The sequence below is a fragment of the Pseudomonas sp. ABa2 genome (genome assembly GCF_056676075.1).
The window spans coordinates 379,866-399,733 of record NZ_CM155239.1 but is presented as its reverse complement, the minus strand read 5'-3'; the positions used below and the strand labels follow the sequence as shown (position 1 = coordinate 399,733).

The 19,868-nt window shown below is 67.9% G+C and carries 20 protein-coding genes; 7 read left to right on the top strand and 13 right to left on the bottom strand.

What is annotated here, in order from left to right; translation table 11 throughout:
* A complete protein-coding gene (locus tag AC1G9C_RS01945) occupies positions 1-534 on the bottom strand; it encodes a dihydrofolate reductase (RefSeq protein WP_397486982.1) in 534 nt (177 codons plus the stop codon).
* Positions 535-678: 144 nt separating this feature from the next.
* On the opposite strand from AC1G9C_RS01945, the gene AC1G9C_RS01940 reads away from it, so the two are divergent.
* The 3 genes from AC1G9C_RS01940 to AC1G9C_RS01930 all read left to right on the top strand — a co-directional run bounded on the left by AC1G9C_RS01940 (position 679) and on the right by AC1G9C_RS01930 (position 4,823).
* Positions 679-1,830: a glycerophosphodiester phosphodiesterase gene (locus AC1G9C_RS01940; RefSeq protein ID WP_480409303.1), complete on the top strand. Its 1,152-nt coding sequence runs from the start codon at positions 679-681 to the stop codon at positions 1,828-1,830.
* Between the two features lie 104 nt (positions 1,831-1,934).
* Positions 1,935-3,329: a DUF2868 domain-containing protein gene (locus AC1G9C_RS01935; protein WP_480409302.1), complete on the top strand. Its 1,395-nt coding sequence runs from the start codon at positions 1,935-1,937 to the stop codon at positions 3,327-3,329.
* A gap of 111 nt (positions 3,330-3,440) precedes the next feature.
* Positions 3,441-4,823: a GTPase/DUF3482 domain-containing protein gene (locus AC1G9C_RS01930; RefSeq protein ID WP_480409301.1), complete on the top strand. Its 1,383-nt coding sequence runs from the start codon at positions 3,441-3,443 to the stop codon at positions 4,821-4,823.
* 44 nt (positions 4,824-4,867) lie between these two features.
* Here the strand turns inward: AC1G9C_RS01930 and AC1G9C_RS01925 are convergent, their stop codons facing one another.
* The 3 genes from AC1G9C_RS01925 to AC1G9C_RS01915 are packed head-to-tail and all read right to left on the bottom strand — an operon-like array spanning position 4,868 to position 7,255.
* A complete protein-coding gene (locus AC1G9C_RS01925) occupies positions 4,868-5,662 on the bottom strand; it encodes a thymidylate synthase (protein WP_480409300.1) in 795 nt (264 codons plus the stop codon).
* A complete protein-coding gene (lgt, locus tag AC1G9C_RS01920) occupies positions 5,659-6,462 on the bottom strand; it encodes a prolipoprotein diacylglyceryl transferase (RefSeq protein WP_122109667.1) in 804 nt (267 codons plus the stop codon). The genes AC1G9C_RS01925 and lgt overlap by 4 nt, the downstream gene beginning before the upstream one ends.
* 10 nt (positions 6,463-6,472) lie before the next feature.
* Positions 6,473-7,255 carry a sulfite exporter TauE/SafE family protein gene (locus AC1G9C_RS01915; RefSeq protein ID WP_031303056.1) on the bottom strand — a complete coding sequence of 261 codons (783 nt, stop codon included), beginning with the start codon at positions 7,253-7,255 and terminating at the stop codon, positions 6,473-6,475.
* Positions 7,256-7,406: 151 nt separating this feature from the next.
* On the opposite strand from AC1G9C_RS01915, the gene AC1G9C_RS01910 reads away from it, so the two are divergent.
* Entirely contained in the window at positions 7,407-8,153 is a 747-nt protein-coding gene (locus AC1G9C_RS01910; RefSeq protein ID WP_021443807.1) for an NRDE family protein, read from the top strand.
* Between the two features lie 66 nt (positions 8,154-8,219).
* Here AC1G9C_RS01910 and ptsP read toward each other — a convergent pair whose 3' ends face one another.
* Together ptsP and AC1G9C_RS01900 are read right to left on the bottom strand one after the other, a co-directional pair.
* Positions 8,220-10,499, bottom strand: a complete 2,280-nt coding sequence (gene ptsP, locus AC1G9C_RS01905) for a phosphoenolpyruvate--protein phosphotransferase (protein WP_122109669.1) — start codon at positions 10,497-10,499, stop codon at positions 8,220-8,222.
* A 19-nt stretch (positions 10,500-10,518) separates the two neighbouring features.
* Positions 10,519-10,998, bottom strand: a complete 480-nt coding sequence (locus tag AC1G9C_RS01900) for an RNA pyrophosphohydrolase (protein WP_122109670.1) — start codon at positions 10,996-10,998, stop codon at positions 10,519-10,521.
* 143 nt (positions 10,999-11,141) lie between these two features.
* On the opposite strand from AC1G9C_RS01900, the gene AC1G9C_RS01895 reads away from it, so the two are divergent.
* Positions 11,142-11,795 (top strand): histidinol-phosphatase, encoded by a 654-nt coding sequence (locus tag AC1G9C_RS01895; protein ID WP_122109671.1) that lies wholly within the window; start codon positions 11,142-11,144, stop codon positions 11,793-11,795.
* Between the two features lie 146 nt (positions 11,796-11,941).
* Here AC1G9C_RS01895 and AC1G9C_RS01890 read toward each other — a convergent pair whose 3' ends face one another.
* Together AC1G9C_RS01890 and ilvA are read right to left on the bottom strand one after the other, a co-directional pair.
* A complete protein-coding gene (locus AC1G9C_RS01890; protein WP_480409299.1) occupies positions 11,942-12,382 on the bottom strand; it encodes a DUF2269 family protein in 441 nt (146 codons plus the stop codon).
* Between the two features lie 13 nt (positions 12,383-12,395).
* Positions 12,396-13,910 carry a threonine ammonia-lyase, biosynthetic gene (ilvA, locus tag AC1G9C_RS01885; RefSeq protein WP_021442585.1) on the bottom strand — a complete coding sequence of 505 codons (1,515 nt, stop codon included), beginning with the start codon at positions 13,908-13,910 and terminating at the stop codon, positions 12,396-12,398.
* A 148-nt stretch (positions 13,911-14,058) separates the two neighbouring features.
* Here ilvA and rpiA point away from each other — a divergent pair, with 148 nt between their 5' ends.
* Together rpiA and AC1G9C_RS01875 are read left to right on the top strand one after the other, a co-directional pair.
* Positions 14,059-14,730: a ribose-5-phosphate isomerase RpiA gene (rpiA, locus tag AC1G9C_RS01880; protein WP_021442584.1), complete on the top strand. Its 672-nt coding sequence runs from the start codon at positions 14,059-14,061 to the stop codon at positions 14,728-14,730.
* Between the two features lie 62 nt (positions 14,731-14,792).
* Positions 14,793-15,128, top strand: a complete 336-nt coding sequence (locus AC1G9C_RS01875; RefSeq protein WP_480409298.1) for a YegP family protein — start codon at positions 14,793-14,795, stop codon at positions 15,126-15,128.
* Here the strand turns inward: AC1G9C_RS01875 and AC1G9C_RS01870 are convergent.
* The 5 genes from AC1G9C_RS01870 to AC1G9C_RS01850 all read right to left on the bottom strand — a co-directional run bounded on the left by AC1G9C_RS01870 (position 15,125) and on the right by AC1G9C_RS01850 (position 19,727).
* Positions 15,125-16,039 (bottom strand): SdiA-regulated domain-containing protein, encoded by a 915-nt coding sequence (locus AC1G9C_RS01870; RefSeq protein WP_397497679.1) that lies wholly within the window; start codon positions 16,037-16,039, stop codon positions 15,125-15,127. The two genes, AC1G9C_RS01875 and AC1G9C_RS01870, sit on opposite strands and share 4 nt — an antisense overlap.
* A 73-nt stretch (positions 16,040-16,112) precedes the next feature.
* Positions 16,113-16,460 (bottom strand): NirD/YgiW/YdeI family stress tolerance protein, encoded by a 348-nt coding sequence (locus tag AC1G9C_RS01865; RefSeq protein WP_397487002.1) that lies wholly within the window; start codon positions 16,458-16,460, stop codon positions 16,113-16,115.
* Between the two features lie 92 nt (positions 16,461-16,552).
* A complete protein-coding gene (locus tag AC1G9C_RS01860; protein WP_021442580.1) occupies positions 16,553-17,470 on the bottom strand; it encodes an SdiA-regulated domain-containing protein in 918 nt (305 codons plus the stop codon).
* Positions 17,471-17,553: 83 nt separating this feature from the next.
* Positions 17,554-18,219 carry a fumarylacetoacetate hydrolase family protein gene (locus AC1G9C_RS01855; RefSeq protein ID WP_480409297.1) on the bottom strand — a complete coding sequence of 222 codons (666 nt, stop codon included), beginning with the start codon at positions 18,217-18,219 and terminating at the stop codon, positions 17,554-17,556.
* Between the two features lie 116 nt (positions 18,220-18,335).
* On the bottom strand, positions 18,336-19,727 hold the full coding sequence (locus tag AC1G9C_RS01850; protein WP_480409296.1) for an FAD-binding oxidoreductase: 1,392 nt from the start codon (positions 19,725-19,727) through the stop codon (positions 18,336-18,338).
* Positions 19,728-19,868: the final 141 nt, after the last annotated feature.

The following is a 19,868-nucleotide window of genomic DNA, read 5'->3' as shown; positions in this document are numbered from 1 at the left end:
TCATTGCGCCGAACGCCGTTCCCACACCTCGAAATCGTAGGCCGGCGACTCTGCCGTGGCCGGATGTTCCTCATGGGCCTCGCGCGTCCACTCGGCTTCACTAAATTCGGGAAACCAGGCATCGCCGATCGGGCGCAGGCCAACCCGTGTCAGGTAGAGGCGCTCAGCCAGAACCAAGCCCTGCTCGTAGAGTTGGGCACCACCAATCAGCATCAGCTCGTCCATGCCCTGCTCGCGGGCCCATTGGTCGGCGCGTGTGATCGCCGCGTCCAGAGTCGGGAAGACTTCAGCGCCGTCGAGCCGAAGATCTGCCTGGCGGCTGACCACCAGATTGAGCCGCCCTGGCAGCGGCCGCCCGAGCGAATCCCAGGTCTTGCGCCCCATGATGATCGGCTTGCCCAGGGTCAGGGCCTTGAAGTGCTTGAGGTCCGCCGGCAGGTGCCAGGGCAGCTGGTTATCGCGACCGATCACGCGGTTGTCGGCGAGGGCGGCGATCAGGCAGAGGGGAAGAGTCGTTTTCATGGCTGGGAGCATAGCAGAGCGCTCGGCACGGACGCAGCCCGGCTGCAGCGGTGCCGACCAACGCACAGAACCGTCTAGGCTTGGACCTCTGTAGCAGAATCGTCACCCTTGCCGGTGCAGGCTCGGGTTTCCATCCCTGTGCAAGGAGGTACCACCATGTTGACCAAACCGCTTCGCAGCTGGCTGCTCTGCGCCGGTCTGTTATTACCGAGCCTCGGCCTCGCCGCGCCCGCCACGCCCGATAGCGTGCAGGCCGCCATCGACTGGGCCCAGCAGCAGCCCGGCGCCCACCCGGGCAAACCCCGCGGCGAGGCCAGGCCGCTGGTCATCGCCCACCGCGGCGCCAGCGGCTACGTGCCCGAGCACACCCTGGCGGCCTACGCCCTGGCCGTGCTGCAGGGCGCCGACTATATCGAGCCGGACCTGGTGATGACCCGCGACGGCCAGCTGGTGGCGCGCCACGACAACGAGCTGGGGCTGACCACCGACGTCTCCCAGCGCCCCGAGTTCGCCAATCGCAAGCGCACCCAGACGGTCGACGGCGTCAGCCTGGAGGGCTGGTTCAGCGAGGACTTCAGCCTGGCCGAACTCAAGACCCTGCGCACCATCGAGCGCATCCCGCAGCTGCGCCCGGGCAACACGCGCTTCGACGGCCAATTCGAGATCCCCAGCCTGCAGGAGATCATCGACCTGGTGAAGAGCCTGCAGCTCAGCCAGCAACGGGTGATCGGCCTGTACCCGGAGACCAAGCACCCGACCCACTTCCAGCAGATCGGCCTGGCCATGGAGCAGCCGCTGGTCAAGGTGCTCAAGCGCAACGGCTACCACAGCGCCAAGGCGCCGGTGTACATCCAGTCCTTCGAGGTGGAGAACCTCAAGACCCTGAGCCGCCTGACCCAGGTACGCCTAGTGCAGCTGCTGTGGACCGAGGGCCAGCCCTATGACCAGCAGGTACTCGGCAGCGGCCTTACCTACGCGCAGATGGCCACCCCGGCCGGGCTCAGGGCCATCGCCCGCTACGCCGCAGGCATCGGCCCGGAGAAGAGCCAGATCATCCCGCGCGACGCCGCCGGCAAGCTCACCGCTCCCACCAATCTGGTGCGCGACGCCCATGCCGCCAAGCTCAAGGTCCACCCCTACACCTTCCGTGCCGAGAACGCCTTCCTGCCGACCGACCTGCGTAGCGGCGGCGAACCGGCCGAACACGGCGATATCGAGGCCGAGCTGCGCGCCTTCCTCGCCACCGGCATCGACGGCCTGTTCATCGACCAGCCGGACATCGCCGTGCGCCTGCGCCAACGCGACTGATCCATGGCTCTCTCCGCCGCGGGAGAGCACCACGGCTGCTGCCATTCGCACCCGACCGGATCAGGGGTTATCCTCAGCCCCTGATCTGGCCGACGAGACGCCGCGTGACTGACGCCGCCCCGCAACCCGACACCCTGCACCGCCTCTGGCTCAGCGAGGCGATCCGCCTGCGCGAGGAACACGCCGGCGCGCTGGACGACGCCGAGGCCAATCGCCTGGCCCGCGCCAGCGGTGGCGACCTGAGCGCGCGTATCCAGCAACGCGCCCTGCTGCTGGCGCGCCGCGACGGCCAGTGGCAGGCCCTGCTGCACTGGCTGCAGGGCGCCCGCCTGGCCCTCTTCGCCCTCGCCGCCCTGGCCCTGCTCAGCGGTATCGGCCTGGCCCTGGCCGGCCTCGGCGACGGCAGCCGGCCGGTCAACGTGTTCTGGGCCCTGGGCAGCCTGCTCGGCCTCAACCTGCTGCTGCTACTCGGCTGGCTGCTCGGCCTGCTGCTGGCCCGCGACAGCGCCGGTGCCCTCGGTCGCCTGTGGCTGTGGCTCAGCGAAAAGCTCGCCCGCGACGCCGCCGCCGTGCAGCTGGCCCCCGCCCTGCTGCTGCTCCTGCAGCGCCAGCGCCTGAGCCGCTGGGGCCTCGGGGTGTTGGTGCACGGCCTGTGGGCCCTGGCCATGCTCGCCGCACTGGCCAGCCTGCTGCTGCTGCTCGCCACCCGCCGCTACGGTTTCGTCTGGGAAACCACCATCCTCGGCGGCGACAGCTTCATCGCCCTGACCCGGGCGCTCGGCGCCCTGCCCGCCCTGCTCGGCTTCAGCCTGCCGGACGCCGAGCTGATCCGCGCCAGCGGCGAGGCCGCCCTGCTCGACGAGACCGCGCGGCAGAGCTGGGCCGGCTGGCTGATCGGCGTGGTGCTGGTCTACGGCCTGCTGCCGCGCCTGCTGCTGATGCTGCTGTGCCTGTGGCGCTGGCAATCGGGCAAGGCGGCGCTGCGCCTGGACCTCGACCTGCCCGGCTACGGCCTGCTGCGCCAGCGCCTGCAGCCGGACAGCGAGCGCCTCGGCGTCTGCGACCTGGCGCCGGCGGCCCTGTACCAGCCGGCAGGCGGCGCCCAGTCGGACGGCGGTAGCGGCGCCCTGCTGCTCGGCCTGGAGCTGGACGAGCGCCGCCCCTGGCCACCGGCTCAGCTGCCCAGGGGCGTGCTCGACGCCGGGGTGATCGACAGCCGCGAGCAGCGCCGCCAGCTGCTCGACCAACTGACCCGCTACCCACCCGAGCGCCTGGCCATCGCCTGCGACCCGCGCCGCTCGCCGGACCGCGGCAGCCTGGCGCTGCTCGGCGAGCTGGCGCGCTCGGCCTCCGCCACGCGCATCTGGCTGCTGCCGCCCGCGCCCGGCGAAACCCTGGACAGCGCACGCCTGGCCGACTGGCACCAGGCGCTGGACAAATTGCAACTGGCGCACGGCGACACGGCGCCGTTGAACTGGCTGGAGAGCGGCCATGATTGAAGCCCGATATACCCGTAGGGTGGATGACGCTTCACCCATCCACCATTGGCGACGGTGGATGAAAAAAGCGTCATCCACCCTACGAAGTCTCACGACGCCGAGATCCGCACCATGAGCCAGCCGCTACGACTCGCCCTGGTCGGCCACACCAACGTCGGCAAGACCTCGCTGCTGCGCACCCTGACCCGCGACGTCGGGTTCGGCGAGGTGTCGCCACGCGCCAGCACCACCCGCCATGTCGAGGGCGCGCGCCTGTCGGTCGACGGCACCGCGCTGTTGGAGCTGTACGACACCCCCGGCCTGGAAGACGCCATCGCCCTACTCGACCATCTGGAGCGCCTCGACCGCCCCGGCGAACGCCTGGACGGCCCGGCGCGCCTGGCCCGCTTTCTCGAGGGCAGCGAGGCGCGCCAGCGCTACGAGCAGGAGGCCAAGGTGCTGCGCCAGCTGCTGGCTTCCGACGCCGGGCTGTACGTGATCGACGTGCGCGAGCCGGTGCTGGCCAAGTACCGTGACGAGCTGGCAGTGCTGGCCATGTGCGGCCGGCCGCTGCTGCCGGTACTGAATTTCGTCGCCAGCGGCGAACACCGCACCGCCGACTGGCGCGAGGCCCTGGCGCGTCTCGGCCTGCACGCCCTGGTGGCCTTCGACAGCGTGGCCCCGCCCGAGGACGGCGAACGCCGCCTGTACGAGAGCCTGGCCCTGCTGCTGGAACGCTCGCGCCCACAATTGCAGCGCCTGATCGAGGATCACCAGGCGCAGCGCCGGGCGCGGCACCAGGCCGGCGCGCGACTGGTCGCCGAACTGCTGCTCGACTGCGCCGCCTGCCGGCGCAGCGTGGCCGCTCAGCCAGTGCTGGAGCAGGCCGCCATCGCCGCGCTGCGCGAGACCATCCGCCAGCGCGAGCAGCGCTGCGTCGAGGCCCTGCTGCGCCTCTACGCCTTCCGCCCGAGCGATGCCCAGGCCGGCGACCTGCCGCTGCTGGACGGCCGCTGGGGCGACGACCTGTTCAATCCGGAAACCCTCAAGCAGCTCGGCATCAAGGTCGGCGGCGGCATGGCCGCCGGCGCGGCCACCGGCGTCGGCGTCGACCTGCTGGTCGGCGGCCTCACCCTGGGGGCGGCCGCCGCGCTGGGCGCGGTGATCGGCGGCAGCGCGCAGACCCTGCGCAATTACGGGGAAAGGCTTAAAGGCAAATTGAAGGGCCAACGCGAGCTGACCGTGGACGATGCCGTGCTGCGCCTGCTCGCCCTGCGCCAGCAGCAACTGCTGCGCGCCCTGGACGCCCGCGGCCACGCGGCGATGGAGGCCATTGCCCTCAATGCCCCGCAGGAAACCCTGTGGCGCCAAGGCAAGCTACCCGCGCCACTGAACCTGGCCCGCGCCCATCCCGAATGGTCGTCGCTCAACCCCGGTGCTCGCCTGGAAGAGGCCGAGCGCGCCGAACAGGTGGAGCGGCTGCGCAGTGAAATCGCCGTGCAGCCGGTGGGCTAAAGCCCACACTACGCCCACCTGCGCCGCCACAAGCTCCGTCTGCGTCAGACCGCCACCGGCGCCTTGATATGCGGGTGCGCCTCGTAGCCGACCAGCTCGAAGTCCTCGAACTTGAAGGCCAGCAGATCCTTCACTTCGGGGTTGAGCTTCATGGTCGGCAGCGGCAGCGGCTGGCGAGTCAGCTGCAGGTCGGTCTGCTCGATATGGTTGGCGTACAGGTGGCAGTCGCCGCCGGTCCAGATGAACTCGCCCGGCTCGAGGTCGCAGACCTGCGCCACCATCAGGGTCAGCAGGGCGTAGCTGGCGATATTGAAGGGCACGCCCAGAAAGATATCGGCCGAGCGCTGGTACAGCTGGCAACTGAGCTTGCCGTTCGCCACGTAGAACTGGAACAGCGCATGGCACGGCGGCAGGGCCATCTGCTCGACCAGCGCCGGGTTCCAGGCCGAGACGATCAGCCGGCGCGAGTCCGGGTTGCTCTTGATCATCGCGATCAGCTTGGCGATCTGGTCGATCGACTCGCCGTTGGGCGCCGGCCAGCTGCGCCACTGGTAGCCGTACACCGGGCCGAGGTCGCCGTTCTCGTCGGCCCATTCGTCCCAGATGGACACGCCGTTTTCCTTCAGGTAACGGATGTTGGTGTCGCCCTGCAGGAACCACAGCAGCTCGTGGATGATCGAGCGCAGGTGGCACTTCTTGGTGGTGACCAGGGGGAAGCCTTCGGCCAGGTCGAAGCGCATCTGGTAGCCGAACACGCTGTAGGTGCCGGTGCCGGTGCGGTCCTCCTTGAAGGTGCCGTGCTCGCGCACGTGGCGCATCAGGTCGAGGTACTGTTTCATCGGGCGGCTCCTTGAACAGGCTGGCGCTTGTAGGCGTAAAGAATCAGGCCGATACCGCCGAGGATCATCGGCAGGCACAGCACCTGGCCCATGGTCAGCCAGTTCCAGGCCAGGTAGCCGAGCTGGGCGTCCGGCACGCGGACGAACTCGACGATAAAGCGGAACAGCCCGTAGCAGGCGGCGAACAGGCCGGACACCGCCATGGTCGGGCGCGGCTTGCGCGAGTAGAACCAGAGGATGGCGAACAGCGCCACGCCCTCCAGGGCGAACTGGTACAGCTGCGAGGGATGCCGCGCCAGTTGCTGCGGGTCGGTGGGAAACACCATGGCCCAGGGCAGGTCGGTGGCCTTGCCCCACAGCTCGGCGTTGATGAAGTTGCCGATGCGCCCGGCGCCCAGGCCGATCGGCACCAGCGGGGCGATAAAGTCCATCAGTTCGAAGAAGCTCTTGCCGTTGCGCTTGCCGAACCACCAGGTGGCCAGCATCACCCCGAGCAGCCCGCCGTGGAACGACATACCGCCTTCCCAGACCCGCAGGATCTTCGCCGGTTCGGCGATATAGGCCGCGAAGTCGTAGAAGAACACGTAGCCCAGACGGCCGCCGAGTATCACCCCCATGGCCACCCAGAACACCAGGTCGGAGAGCTTCTCCTTGTTCCAGCCGGCGTCGAAGCGGGCCAGCCGGCGCGAGGCCAGCCACCAGGCGCCACCGATGCCGACCAGGTACATCAGGCCGTACCAGTGGATTTTCAGCGGGCCCAGGGCGATGGCCACCGGGTCGATCTGCGGGTAAGGCAGCATCAATCACTCCTTAGATCAAAAAACTCAGGCCCACGCTGAACAGCAGCAGGGCGAACAGACGCTTGAGCAGACGCGGCGACAGGCGATGGGCCAGGCGCGCGCCGAAGCGGGCGAAAAACATGCTGGTGACGGCGATCCCGACCAGCGCCGGCAGGTAAACGAAACCGACGCTCCACGGCGGCAGTTGCGGGTTGCCCCAGCCGGTGGCGACGAAACTCAGCGCGCCAGCGAGGGCAATCGGCAGACCGCAGGCCGCCGAGGTGGCCACCGCCTGCTGCATCGGCACGCTGCGCCAGACCAGGAAGGGCACGGTCAGCGAGCCGCCGCCGATACCGAAGATCGCCGAGGCCCAGCCGATCACCCCGCCGGCCGCCGCCAACCCCGGCTTGCCTGGGACAGCGCGGCTGGCCCTGGGTTTCAGGTCCAGGGCCATCTGCGCGGCGATGACCAGGGCGAACACGCCGATGATCTTCTGCAACCAGCCGCCCTCGATGGCCGCCGCGGTCAGCGCGCCCAGCGCCGCGCCGAACAGGATGCCCAGGCTCAGCCAGCGAAACAGCGGCCAGCGCACCGCGCCCTGACGCTGATGCTCGAGCGCGGAATTGATCGAGGTGAAGACGATGGTGGCCAGCGAGGTGCCCACCGCCAGGTGGGTGAGAATCTCCGCCGGCATGCCCTGCGCGGCGAAGCTGAAGACCAGCACCGGCACTATGATCAACCCGCCGCCCACGCCGAACAGGCCGGCCAGCACGCCGGCGGCCGCGCCCAGCAGCAGGTAGAGCAGCAGTTCCATCGACACCCCCGAAAACAAAGCGGCATGGTAGCGGAATTGCCCCGGCAGCGGCAGGCTCCGGGCGTCGGCCACCGGGGCGCCGGGGCGGATCCACTCCGCCGTTTCGGCTTCGTGCTAGCCTGCTAGGCACACTCCGTACAAGGATCGTCCCATGTGCCTGATCGTTTTCGCCTGGCGTCCAGATCACCCGCAGCCGCTGCTGCTGGCGGCCAACCGCGACGAGTTCTACGCCCGCCCCAGCTGGCCGCTGCGCGAGTGGGACGACGCGCCGGGGCTGTTCGCCGGACGCGACCTGCAGGCCGGCGGCACCTGGCTGGGGATGAGCGCGGACGGCCGCTTCGCCGCGCTGACCAATATCCGCGACCCCAGCCAGGAGCCCGGCCAGCGCTCGCGCGGCGAGCTGCCGGTGGCCTTCCTGCGCGGCACGCTGACGCCGCAGGCCTACCTCGCGCAGATCGCGGCCAGGGCCAGCGACTACGCCGGCTTCAACCTGTTGCTCGGCGATGCGCGCCAGCTCTGGTACTACAACAGCCGCGAGGACGACCCGCGCCCCCTGGCGGAAGGGCTCTACGGCCTGTCCAACGCCAGCCTCGACAGCCCCTGGCCCAAGCTGCAGCGGGCCAAGGCGACGCTGGAGAACTGTCTCGACGCGCCCGACAGCCAGCGTCTGCTGGCCCTGCTGGCCGACACCACGCAACCACCCGAACACCTGCTGCCCGACACCGGCGTCGGCCCGGCGGTCGAGCGCCTGCTGGCCACCGCCTTTATCGCCAGCGCCAACTACGGCACCCGCGCCAGCACCGCGCTGCTGCTCAACGCCGACGACAGCTGGGAGCTGGTCGAGCGCAGCTTCGGTCCGCAAGGCAGGCCGCTGGGCGAGGTGGCTGTACGCAGGTAAGGGGCGCCACGCGCGGCCTAAGGGGTAGCCCGGATGCCCTCCGGGCTACGAGGCAGGCACGCCGGCTCAGGCCTGGATATTCGACGCGGGGTTGATCACCCGGCCCAGGCCGAGGTTGCGCAGGGCCAGGTGCAGGGTGCTGTAGATCAGGTGCGGGTTGTCCATGGTCATCACCTGGCCGAGCAGCTCCCTGGCCTTGCTCAGGGTGATCTGGCGCAGCAGCCACTTGACCTTGGGCAGGTTGGTGGCGTTCATCGACAAGGAGTCGAAGCCCATCGCCAGCAGCAGCACAGCGGCGGCCGGGTCGCCGGCCATCTCGCCGCAGATGCTCACCGGCTTGCCTTCGGCATGGGCATCGTGGATCACCTTCTGCAGCGCCTGCAGCACCGCCGGGTGGAGGAAGTCGTAGAGGTCGGCGACCCGCGGGTTGTTGCGGTCCACCGCCAGCAGATACTGGGTCAGGTCGTTGGAGCCGACCGAGAGGAAGTCCACCTGGCGCGCCAGCTCGCGGGTCTGGTAGACCGCGGCGGGAATCTCGATCATCACGCCGATGGGCGGCAGCGGCACGTCGGTGCCTTCGTCGCGCACCTCGCCCCAGGCGCGGTGGATCAGGTGCAGCGCCTCCTCCAGCTCCTGGGTGCCGGAGATCATCGGCAGCAGGATGCGCAGGTTGTTCAGCCCCTCGCTGGCCTTGAGCATGGCGCGGGTCTGCACCAGGAAGATTTCCGGGTGGTCGAGGGTGACGCGGATGCCGCGCCAGCCGAGGAAGGGATTCTCTTCCTTGATCGGGAAGTAGGACAGCGCCTTGTCGCCGCCGATATCCAGGGTGCGCATGGTCACCGGCAGCGGGTGGAAGGCCTGCAGCTGCTCGCGGTAGGTGGCCAGCTGCTCCTTCTCGCTGGGGAAGCGCTCGTTGACCATGAACGGCACTTCGGTGCGGTACAGGCCGACGCCCTCGGCGCCGCGCTGCTGGGCGCGGGCGACGTCGGCGAGCAGGCCGGTGTTGACCCACAGCGGCATGCGCTGACCGTCGAGGGTCTCGCAGGGCAGCGCGCGCAGGGCGTCGAGGCCCTCGGTGAGCTGGCGCTCCTCCTCGACCACCTCGGCGTACTGCTTGCTCAGCAGCTCGCTGGGGTTGGTGAACACCTCGCCGTGGTAGCCGTCGACGATCAGCTTGATGCCGTCGATCTTCGAATAGGGCAGGTCGACCACCCCCATCACCGTGGGGATGCCCATGGCGCGGGCGAAGATCGCCACGTGCGAGTTGCCCGAGCCGGTCACCGAGATCAGGCCGGCCAACTTGCCCTCCGGCACCTCGCCGAGCATCGCCGGCGACAGCTCCTCGCTGACCAGGATGGTGTTGTCCGGGTAGACCAGGGCGCTCTTGCGCTCCTCCTGCAGGTAGGCGAGCAGGCGCCGGCCGAGGTCGCGCACGTCGCTGGCGCGCTCGCGCAGGTAGGCGTCGTCCATCAGCTCGAAGCGCTGCACGTGGTCGAGCACCACCTGGCGCAGGGCGCCCTGCGCCCACTGGCCGGTCTTGATGACCTTGCGCACCTCGTTACCCAGGGCGGCGTCGTCGAGCATCATCAGGTAGACGTCGAACAGCGCGCGTTCTTCCTTGCGCAGCTGGGTGGCGAGCTTGGCGGACAGCTCGTGCATGTCCTCGCGCACCCAGCCCAGGGCCTTGTCGAACAGCTCCAGCTCGGCGGCGATGTCGTCCACCGCACGATCCGGCACCACGTTGAGGTCGGCCGGCGGCAGCACCACCACCGCGGTGCCGACGCCGGCGCCGGGGGCGCCGGGCACGCCGACGAACTTGGCCTCCTGCACGCCCTTGCCCTGACGACCGAGGCCGCGGATCGAGCCGGTGGCCTCGGCATGGGCGATGACCCCGGCGAGCTGGGCGCTCATGGTGACCAGGAAGGCTTCCTCGCCTTCGTCGAACTGGCGGCGCTCCTTCTGCTGCACCACCAGCACGCCCATCACCCGCCGGTGGTGGATGATCGGTGCACCGAGGAAGGAGGCGTAGCGCTCCTCGCCGGTCTCGGCGAAGTAGCGGTAGCGCGGGTGGTCGGCGGCGTTTTCCAGGTTCAGCGGCTCCTCGCGGGTGCCGACCAGGCCGACCAGACCTTCGTTGGGGGCCATGCTGACCTTGCCGATGGAGCGCTTGTTGAGGCCCTCGGTGGCCATCAGCACGAAGCGGTTGGTTTCCGGGTCGAGCAGGTAGACCGAGCAGACCTGGCTGCCCATGGCCTCCTTGACCCGCTGCACGATGATCGATAACGCCGCCTTGAGATCCTTGGCGGCGTTAACTTCCTGGACGATCTTGCGCAGCGTATTGAGCATGGCTCGGTTCTAGTCCGTATCAGTCGCGCACCAGCAGGCGCGGGGCGAGTTCCTTGAGGGCGCGGCGGTACACCTCGCGCTTGAATGTGACCACCTGACCCAGCGGATACCAGTAACTGACCCAGCGCCAGCCGTCGAACTCGGGCTTGCCGGTCAGGTCCATGCGCACCCGCTCTTCGGCGCCGGTCAGGCGCAGCAGGAACCACTTCTGCTTCTGGCCGATGCACAGCGGCTGGCTGTGGGTACGCACCAGACGCTGCGGCAGACGATAACGCAACCAGCCGCGGGTGCAGGCGAGGATCTTCACATCCTGCTCCTCGAGGCCGACTTCTTCGTTGAGTTCGCGGTACAGCGCCTCTTCCGGCGATTCGCGGTCGTTGATCCCGCCCTGGGGAAACTGCCAGGCATCCTGGTTGATGCGCCGCGCCCAGAGCACCTGGCCGACATCATTGGTCAGGATGATGCCGACATTCGGGCGGAAACCATCAGAATCGATCACGGCAAGCAACCTCGTACGCGCAAGTTCCGGCATTGTTCCACAAAGCCGGCGACAGCGGCAACGCGGCCTGCGGCGCGGTAGGAAAGGTCGTCTAAAGCGGCTATTCTGGCGCGCCCAACCGGTTTCCCACGAAGGTACTCAAGGTGCGCCTGGCCCTATTCGATCTCGACAACACCCTGCTCGCCGGCGACAGCGATCACAGCTGGGGCGACTTCATCTGCCAGCGCGGCCTGGTCGACGCCGACGAATACCAGGCGCGCAACGATGCCTTCTATGCCGACTACTGCGCCGGCAAGCTGGACGTGGTGGCCTACCAGAACTTCAGCCAGGCGATTCTCGGTCGTACCGGCATGGAGCAGCTGGCGCAGTGGCACCGCGAGTTCATGGCCGAAGTGATCGAGCCGATCATCCTGGCCAAGGGCGAGGCGCTGCTGGAAGAACACCGCAAAGCCGGCGACAAGCTGGTGATCATCACCGCCACCAACCGTTTCGTCACCGCGCCCATCGCCGCGCGCCTCGGCGTCGAGACGCTGATCGCCACCGAATGCGGCATGGAAGGCGGCCGTTACACCGGGCAGATCGCCGGCGTGCCCTGCTACCAGCAGGGCAAGGTGACGCGGCTGCACGAGTGGCTGGCGCAGACCGGCCACAGCCTGGACGGCAGCTACTTCTACAGCGACTCGCGCAACGACCTGCCGCTGCTGGAAGTCGCCAGCCAGCCGGTGGCGGTGGACCCGGACGAGGTGCTGCGCGCCACCGCCGTCGAGCGCGGCTGGCCGGTGATTTCGCTGCGTTGAATCCAGCGCTTCGCGGCTGCAGCCGCTCCTACGCGCCGCGCGTAAGGCCCTGTAGCCGGATGCGATCCGGGAAGCCGATGCCCCGGATTGCCCCGGGCTACGCCCATGCGCACCGGGCGCATGAGAGGCGGCGCCCGCGACGCCGCCTACGCCGGCTTGGCGCCCATCAAGGCCATGATGGCAATCAACAGCACCAGGATCAGCGCCGCGTAGATCAGGCACAGGCGCCCCAGCGCGGTCGGCGCCGGGGCGTCGCCCAGCGCGCGCCAGGCGGCCAGACGCCCGGCCAGCAGCAGGCCGAGCAGCATCAGCACGGCGTAGAGGCTGCTGCCCAGCAGCAGCCAGGTCTGTCCCAGCGGCCAGCCAACGTTGTCCACCAGCCACCAGCCGGTCAGCGGCAGGCTCAGCGCCAGCACGGCGAAGGCCGGCAGGCTGTACAGCAGGGTCACGCGCAGCTTGCGTGCCAGCAGCGCGGCATCGCCTGCGCGCTGCGCCTTGAACAGCATCACGCCGTGGGCGATCAGGCCGAGCAGCAGCAGGATGCCCGGGGCGCCGTGGAGAATGCGGACCAGCAGGTAGTGTTCCATCAGACTTTCCTTATCAACCCAGAAACAGGGAATAGGCGGGGTTGTCGCTCTCGTCCCAATAGGGGTAGCCGATGGCGTCCAGCGCCTCGGCCACCAGGTGGCGCTCGCTGTCCGGCACCTGCAGGCCGGCCACCACGCGGCCGTCGGCGGCGCCGTGGTTGCGGTAGTGGAACATCGAGATGTTCCAGCGCCCGCCGAGTTTCTGCAGGAAGTTGAACAGCGCGCCCGGCCGCTCGGGGAACTCGAAGCGGAACACCATCTCGTCGCTGACCCGCGCCGCGTGGCCGCCGACCATATGGCGGATATGCAGCTTGGCCAGCTCGTTGTCGGTCAGGTCCAGCACCGGGAAGCCCTGGGCGCGCAAGCCTTCGACCAGCGCCGCGCGCGGGTCGCTGTCGGGGTGGGTCTGCACGCCGACGAAGATGTGCGCCTCGCGGTCGGTGTGGTAGCGGTAGTTGAACTCGGTGATCTGGCGCTTGCCGATGGCCTCGCAGAAGGCCTTGAAGCTGCCCGGCTGCTCGGGGATGGTCACGGCGATGATCGCCTCGCGCTTCTCGCCCAGCTCGGCGCGCTCGGCGACGTGGCGCAGGCGGTCGAAGTTGACGTTGGCGCCCGAATCGATGCCCACCAGCACCTTGCCCTGGGCGCGCTCGCGCTCGACGTACTTCTTGATCCCGGCCACGGCCAGGGCGCCGGCCGGCTCGGTGATCGAACGGGTGTCGTCGTAGATGTCCTTGATCGCCGCGCAGATCTCGTCGCTGCTGACGGTGATCACCTCGTCGACGTATTGCTTGCAGATATCGAAGGTGTGCGCGCCGATCTGCGCCACCGCCACGCCGTCGGCGAACAGCCCGACGCTCGGCAGCACCACGCGTTCGCCGGCGGCCATGGCGGCCTGCAGGCAGTTGGAGTCGTCCGGCTCGACGCCAATCACCTTGATCTCCGGGCGCAGGTACTTGACGTAGGCGGCGATGCCGGCGATCAGGCCGCCGCCGCCCACCGGCACGAAGATGGCGTCCAGCTGGCCCGGGTGCTGGCGCAGCACCTCCATGGCCACGGTGCCCTGGCCGGCGATCACCAGCGGGTCGTCGTAGGGGTGGATATAGGTGTAGCCCTTCTCCTCCACCAGCTTCAGCGAATGTGCCAGCGCCTCGGGGAAGGCGTCGCCGTGCAGCACCACCTTGCCGCCGCGCGAGCGCACGCCCTGCACCTTCAATTCCGGCGTGGTGCGCGGCATGACGATGGTCGCCTTCACCCCCAGGTGCTTGGCCGCCAGGGCCAGGCCCTGGGCGTGGTTGCCGGCCGAGGCGGTGACCACGCCGCGTTCCAGTTCCTCGGCCGACAGCTGGGCCAGCTTGTTGTAGGCGCCACGAATCTTGAACGAGTACACCGGCTGCAGATCCTCGCGCTTGAGCAGAATCTGGTTACCGAGCCGCTCGGACAGCTGGCGGGCCGGTTGCAGCGGGGTTTCCACCGCGACGTCGTAGACGCGCGAGGTGAGGATCTTCTTCACGTACTGTTCGAGCATGGCGAGTTCGCAGGCGGTCGGGCTTGGAGGGGACTGCCGAGTCTACCCCAGCGCTTCGCCGTGCGACCACAGAGAGTGCGGGGTTTTTGCCCGCCATGCGGCTATAATTCGCGCCTCTTTTCCCTCCCTTGCCAGGCGCACCCCCGCGATGAACCAGGATCAGCTGAAACAGGCCGTGGCCCAGGCCGCCGTCGACCACATTCTTCCCCGCCTCGACAGCAAGAGCGTCATCGGCGTGGGCACCGGCTCCACCGCCAACTTCTTCATCGACGCCCTGGCCAAGCACCGGATGGAATTCGACGGCGCGGTGGCCAGCTCCGAAGCCACCGCCGCGCGGCTCAAGGGCCACGGCATCCCGGTGTACGACCTGAACACGGTGAGCGAACTGGAGTTCTACGTCGACGGCGCCGACGAGAGCGACGAGCACCTCCACCTGATCAAGGGCGGCGGCGCCGCGCTGACCCGCGAGAAGATAGTCGCCGCGGTGGCGCGCACCTTCATCTGCATCGCCGACGCCAGCAAGCTGGTGCCGGTGCTCGGCGCCTTCCCGCTGCCGGTCGAGGTGATCCCCATGGCACGCAGCCACGTGGCGCGCGAGCTGGTCAAGCTGGGCGGCGACCCGGTGTACCGCGAGGGCGTGCTGACCGACAACGGCAACATCATCCTCGACGTGCACAACATGAGCATCGTCGACCCGGTGAAGCTGGAAGCGGACATCAACGCCATAGTCGGGGTGGTCACCAACGGCCTGTTCGCCGCCCGCCCGGCCGACCTGCTGTTGCTGGGGACTGCCGAGGGCGTCAAGCGCATCAGCCGCTGAAACTGGCCGGATAGGCAGGAGGGGCTAGGCTAAAGCCGAATCCCCCACACCAGGAGTGCCTCATGTCCGGCAAGTTCGAGCTGAAGAAGGCCAAAGACGGCCAGTTCCATTTCAACCTGCTGGCCGGCAACGGCCAGGTCATCCTCACCAGCGAGCTGTACAAGGCCAGGGATTCGGCGCTGAACGGCATCGACTCGGTACGCAAGAACTCGCAGCGCGCCGGCGCCTTCGAGACCAAGGCCGCGAGCAACGACAAGCACTACTTCGTGCTCAAGGCCACCAACGGCCAGGTGGTCGGCCAAAGCCAGATGTACGCCAGTGCCGCCAGCTGCCAGAACGGCATCGAATCGGTGCAGAAGAATGCGCCGGACGCCACCCTGGACGATCAGACGGCCTAATCGGCCGCCTTCCTGAACAGATAGAACAGGTTCGGCTCGCTGATCAGGTAGAGGTTGCCGGCGTCGTCGGTGGCCACCCCCTCGGCCTGCGGCACACCGCGCCGCAGGCCGTGCTGGCCGGCCAGCAGCGACAGGGTGCTGACCGGCTTGCCCGCCGCGTTCAGTTCGATCACCAGGCGCGACTCGTCCGACAGCGCCAGCAGGTGGCCGGTGGCGCTGTCGAAATCCAGGCTCGACAGGTCGCGCACGAACAGCCGTGCATCGCGCTTGGGGTCGGTGTTGACCTGCAGCGCTAGCGGCTTGCCCGCATCGACATGGGGGAAGCCGAGCACCTCGAAGATGCGCACCGGGTCGCGCTCCTTGGCCACCAGCAGGCGCTGGTTCTTGGCGTCGTAGGCCAGCCCCTCGAAGCCCTTGTTGCCACCCGCGCCAATGCCCAGCGACAGCTGCTGAAAATCGGCGGCGTCTAGCACCCGGGTGGCGTCGTCGATGCGTACCTTGACCAGGCGCTGCTCGCGCTCGTCGGCGATCACGTAGGTGCCCGGCGCCACGTATTCGATGGCCTCGGGGTCGCCGAAGCCTTGCAGGTCGATGCTGCGCTTGAGCTGCCCGTCCAGGCTCAGCTCGATCACCCGCGCCGGTTTGTTGGTGACGCTGAACAGGCTGGTGCGATCCGGGTCGTAGGTCAGCGCCGAGACGTCGCTGATGTCGCCGATCGGCTTGGCGTCGATCACCACCCGGTAGTCGCCCAGCCACAGCGAGCGCTCGCGCCACTCTCCGCCGTGCCGCCACTCCTGCACCACGAACCAGGCGCGCTCGAACAGACGGTATTGCTGGCCCAGCACGGCGCCGACCAGCAGCAGGAACAACAGGATGTAGAGCCAGGGGTTGAAACTCAGCAGACGGCGCATGACGACTCTCTCTGACGACAACGAAAAAGCCCGCCACGGAACGGGCCGTGGCGGGTTAGCAGAAAACCTTCGATCAGTTGATCAGCTCGACGCGGTCGACATCGATCTCGCGGCTGTTGAAATCCTTGTCCACTTCGCCGGTCAGGCGCACCTTGGCGGTTTCCGAGACGGTCTGGTTCGGCCAGTCTTCGTCGTCGATCTCCACCTGGATGGTGCCGCTGGCGTCCTTGAATTCGTAGAGTTCGTCCTGCAGACGTTTGACGATCTGACCTTCGAGCACCACCTGGGTGTCGTCGGCCGCCTGCAGCGCGGCGGAAACGCTGGTGACCTGCGGCGTGGCGCCCGGGCCGGTGTAGCCGGTGGCGAAGGCGGCGGAGCTGAGCAGCGGCAGAACCAGCAGAGCGAGAGCGGTAGGTTTCATGGTGTTGACCTCGTTGTTCGTAAGTGACGGGGTCAGATTAGGGCGGCAAGCTGAAGCCAGACTGAATCGGCGCTTAAGCCAAGCTGAACGGCTCAGCCGGCGTCCGGCGCCGACTTGCTGAACACGTAGAACAGATTAGGCTCGGCGACGATATAGATGTTGCCCTGCTCGTCCATGGTCACCCCTTCGGCCTGCTCGATGGCCCGCTCCAGGCCGTTGCGGCCGCCGCTGAGGCTGAGGAAGCTGACCGGCTGGCCGGCGCGGTCGAGCTCCAGCAGCATGCGCGATTCGTCGGACAGCACCAGGGTATGGCCGGTGCGCGCATCGATGCTCAGCGAGGAGATATCGCGCATGCCCAGGTGCTTGTAGCTCAGCGGCTGCAGCACACCGGCGGCGCCGTCCTCGCCGGGGAACGGCAGGCTGAACAGGCCCAGCGGGCTGCGCTCCTTGCCCAGCAGCAGGCTGCGGCTGCGCGCATCCCAGGCAATGCCCTCGAAGCCCTTGTTGCCGGCATCGACGAAGCCCAGGTCGAAACCGGGGAAGTCGGCGGCATCCAGACTCAGTTCGTCCTCGCCGAGGGTGAAGGCGGTGAGCTGGCGGCGGCGCTCGTCGATGATCGCCATGCGCCCGCCGTCTAGCATCTCCACCCCTTCCGGGTCGGCGAAGCCGGTCAGCTCGATGCGCCGCAGCACCTCGCCCTCGCGCGACAGTTCGACCAGTAGCGGATGCTTGCCGGTGACGGTGAACAGGGTGCCAGTGGCGGGGTTGTAGGTCAGCCCGGAGGTTTCGTCCTCCTCCAGGCCGGCCAACGTCTTGGCCTGGATCACCGCGCGGTAGCCGGGCAGCCAGACGCTGGCCAGGCGATCCACCAGGGGCGTGCGGCCCTCCTGCCACCAGAGCAGCGCGCGGTCGTCCCAGTGCAGGGCATGCACCGCCAGCGCCAGCGTTGCTGCGGCAGCGCCGGCGAGCCAGTAGCGAGGACGGAACACGGGGGAACGGCGAGAGGACATGGGCGACGGCTCGGCTGCTTGATGGCAATCCGACATCCGCTGTCGAATGGAGTTCCGCCGCCCGTCGGGCGGCGGAGCGCGTCTTATAGCACGCGGCTGGTGAAACTACTGTGACCGACCAACTCCAGCACCAGCTCGTCGCCCTTGTGCAGCGCGCCGACGCCCACCGGGGTGCCGGTGAGGATGACGTCGCCCGGCTGCAGGGCGAAGTGCCCGGCCATGTGCTGGATCATCGCGACTATGGGGTTGAGCATGTCGCGGCTGTTGCCGTCCTGGCGGATGTCGCCGTTGATCGACAGGCGGATGCCGATATCGGCCAGGTCCTCGATGGCATCGCCGGGCACGAAGGGCGCCAGCACGCAGGCGCCGTCGAAACTCTTGGCGATTTCCCAGGGGTAGCCCTTCTCCTTGAGCTTGCTCTGCAGGTCGCGCAGGGTCAGGTCGAGCGCCGGGGCGAAACCGCTGATGGCGTCGCGCACTTCCTCGGCGTCCGGCTTCTTCGACAGCGGCTTGCCGATCAGCACGGCGATTTCCGCCTCGTAGTGCACCGCGCCGCGGTCGTCGGGAATGGCGAAGCCTTCGTCCAGCGGCACCACGCAGGAGCCCGGCTTGATGAACAGCAGCGGCTCGCTGGGCACCGGGTTGTTCAGTTCCTTGGCGTGTTCGGCGTAGTTGCGCCCGATGCACACGACCTTGCCGAGGGGAAAGTGGACGGTGGTTCCGTCGACGTACTGGTGCTGATAGCTCATCACCGACTCCTGTGTTGTTCGTATTGTGGACATCTCGGCTTGTGGCCGGTCAGGTACCTTAACCGACGCGAGGGCGGATACGAAAACGCCCGCTGTAAAGCGGGCGTCTGCGTCGTTCAGGCGAAGATCTTGCCGGGGTTCATGATGCCGTTGGGGTCGAACACCGCCTTGACCGCCTTCATGCAGGCGATTTCCGCCGGCGAACGGCTGTAGTGCAGGTAATCGCGCTTGGTCATGCCCACGCCGTGTTCGGCGCTGATCGAGCCGTTGTACTTCTGCACGGTCTCGAACACCCACTGGTTGACCACCGCGCACTTGGCGAAGAACTCGTCCTTGGACAGGTTCTCGGGCTTCAAGATATTCAGGTGCAGGTTGCCGTCGCCGATATGACCGAACCACACCACCTCGAAGTCCGGGTAGTTGGCTTCGACTATGGCGTCGATGTCCTTGAGGAAGGCCGGCACCTGGCTGACGGTGACCGAGATGTCGTTCTTGTACGGCGTCCAGTGGCTGATGGTCTCGGAGATGTACTCGCGCAGCTTCCACAGGTTGTGCAGCTGCTGCTCGCTCTGGCTCATCACGCCGTCGACCACCCAGCCCTGCTCGACGCAGTGCTCGAAGGTTTCCAGGGCCTGGTTGGCCACCTCCTCGGTGGTCGCCTCGAACTCCAGCAGGGCGTAGAAGGGGCACTCGCTGTCGAAGGGCGCCGGCACGTCGCCGCGGGCGAGGATCTTGGCCAGGGCCTTGTCGGAGAAGAACTCGAAGGCGGTCAGGTCCAGCTTGCCCTGGAAGGCGTGCAGCACCGGCATGATCGAGTCGAAATCCGGGGTGCCGAGCACCATCGCGGTGAGGTTCTTCGGCGCCCGGTCCAGACGCATGGTGGCCTCGACCACGAAGCCCAAAGTCCCTTCGGCGCCGATAAACAGCTGGCGCAGGTCGTAGCCGGTGGCGTTCTTGATCAGGTCGCGGTTCAGCTCCAGCAGCTCGCCGGTGCCGGTGACCACCTTCAGGCCGGCCACCCAGTTGCGGGTCATGCCGTAGCGAATCACCTTGATCCCGCCGGCATTGGTGCCGATATTGCCGCCAATCTGGCTGGAACCCGAGGAGGCGAAGTCCACCGGGTAGTACAGGCCCTTGTCCTCGGCGAACAGCTGCAGCTGCTTGGTCACCACGCCCGGCTGGCACACCGCGGTGCGGTCGTACTCATTGAAGGCGAGAATCTGGTTCATGTAGTCGAACGCCACCACCACCTCGCCATTGGCCGCCACCGCCGCCGCCGACAGCCCGGTGCGACCACCCGAGGGCACCAGGGCGATTCTGTGCGCATTGGCCCAACGCACGATGGCCTGCACCTGCTCGATGCTCTTGGGGAAGACGATGGCCGAAGGCGCCGGGGCGAAATGCTTGGTCCAGTCCTTGCCGTAGGCCTCGAGGGAATCGGCGTCGGTCAGCACCTTGCCGGGTTCAACCAGGGTCTTCAGCTCTTCGATCTGGGCAGAGGTGGTCATCTACAGAACTCTCAAAGGATTCATGGTCGCCCTGAGAACCATTCAGGTCGCGACCGAGCATTGAAAAAGGCGAACATGCTAGCATACGCACCCCGTGAATCGAGCCATGCAGCGATCTACGGGCGCTGGCTGAGTTTCTCG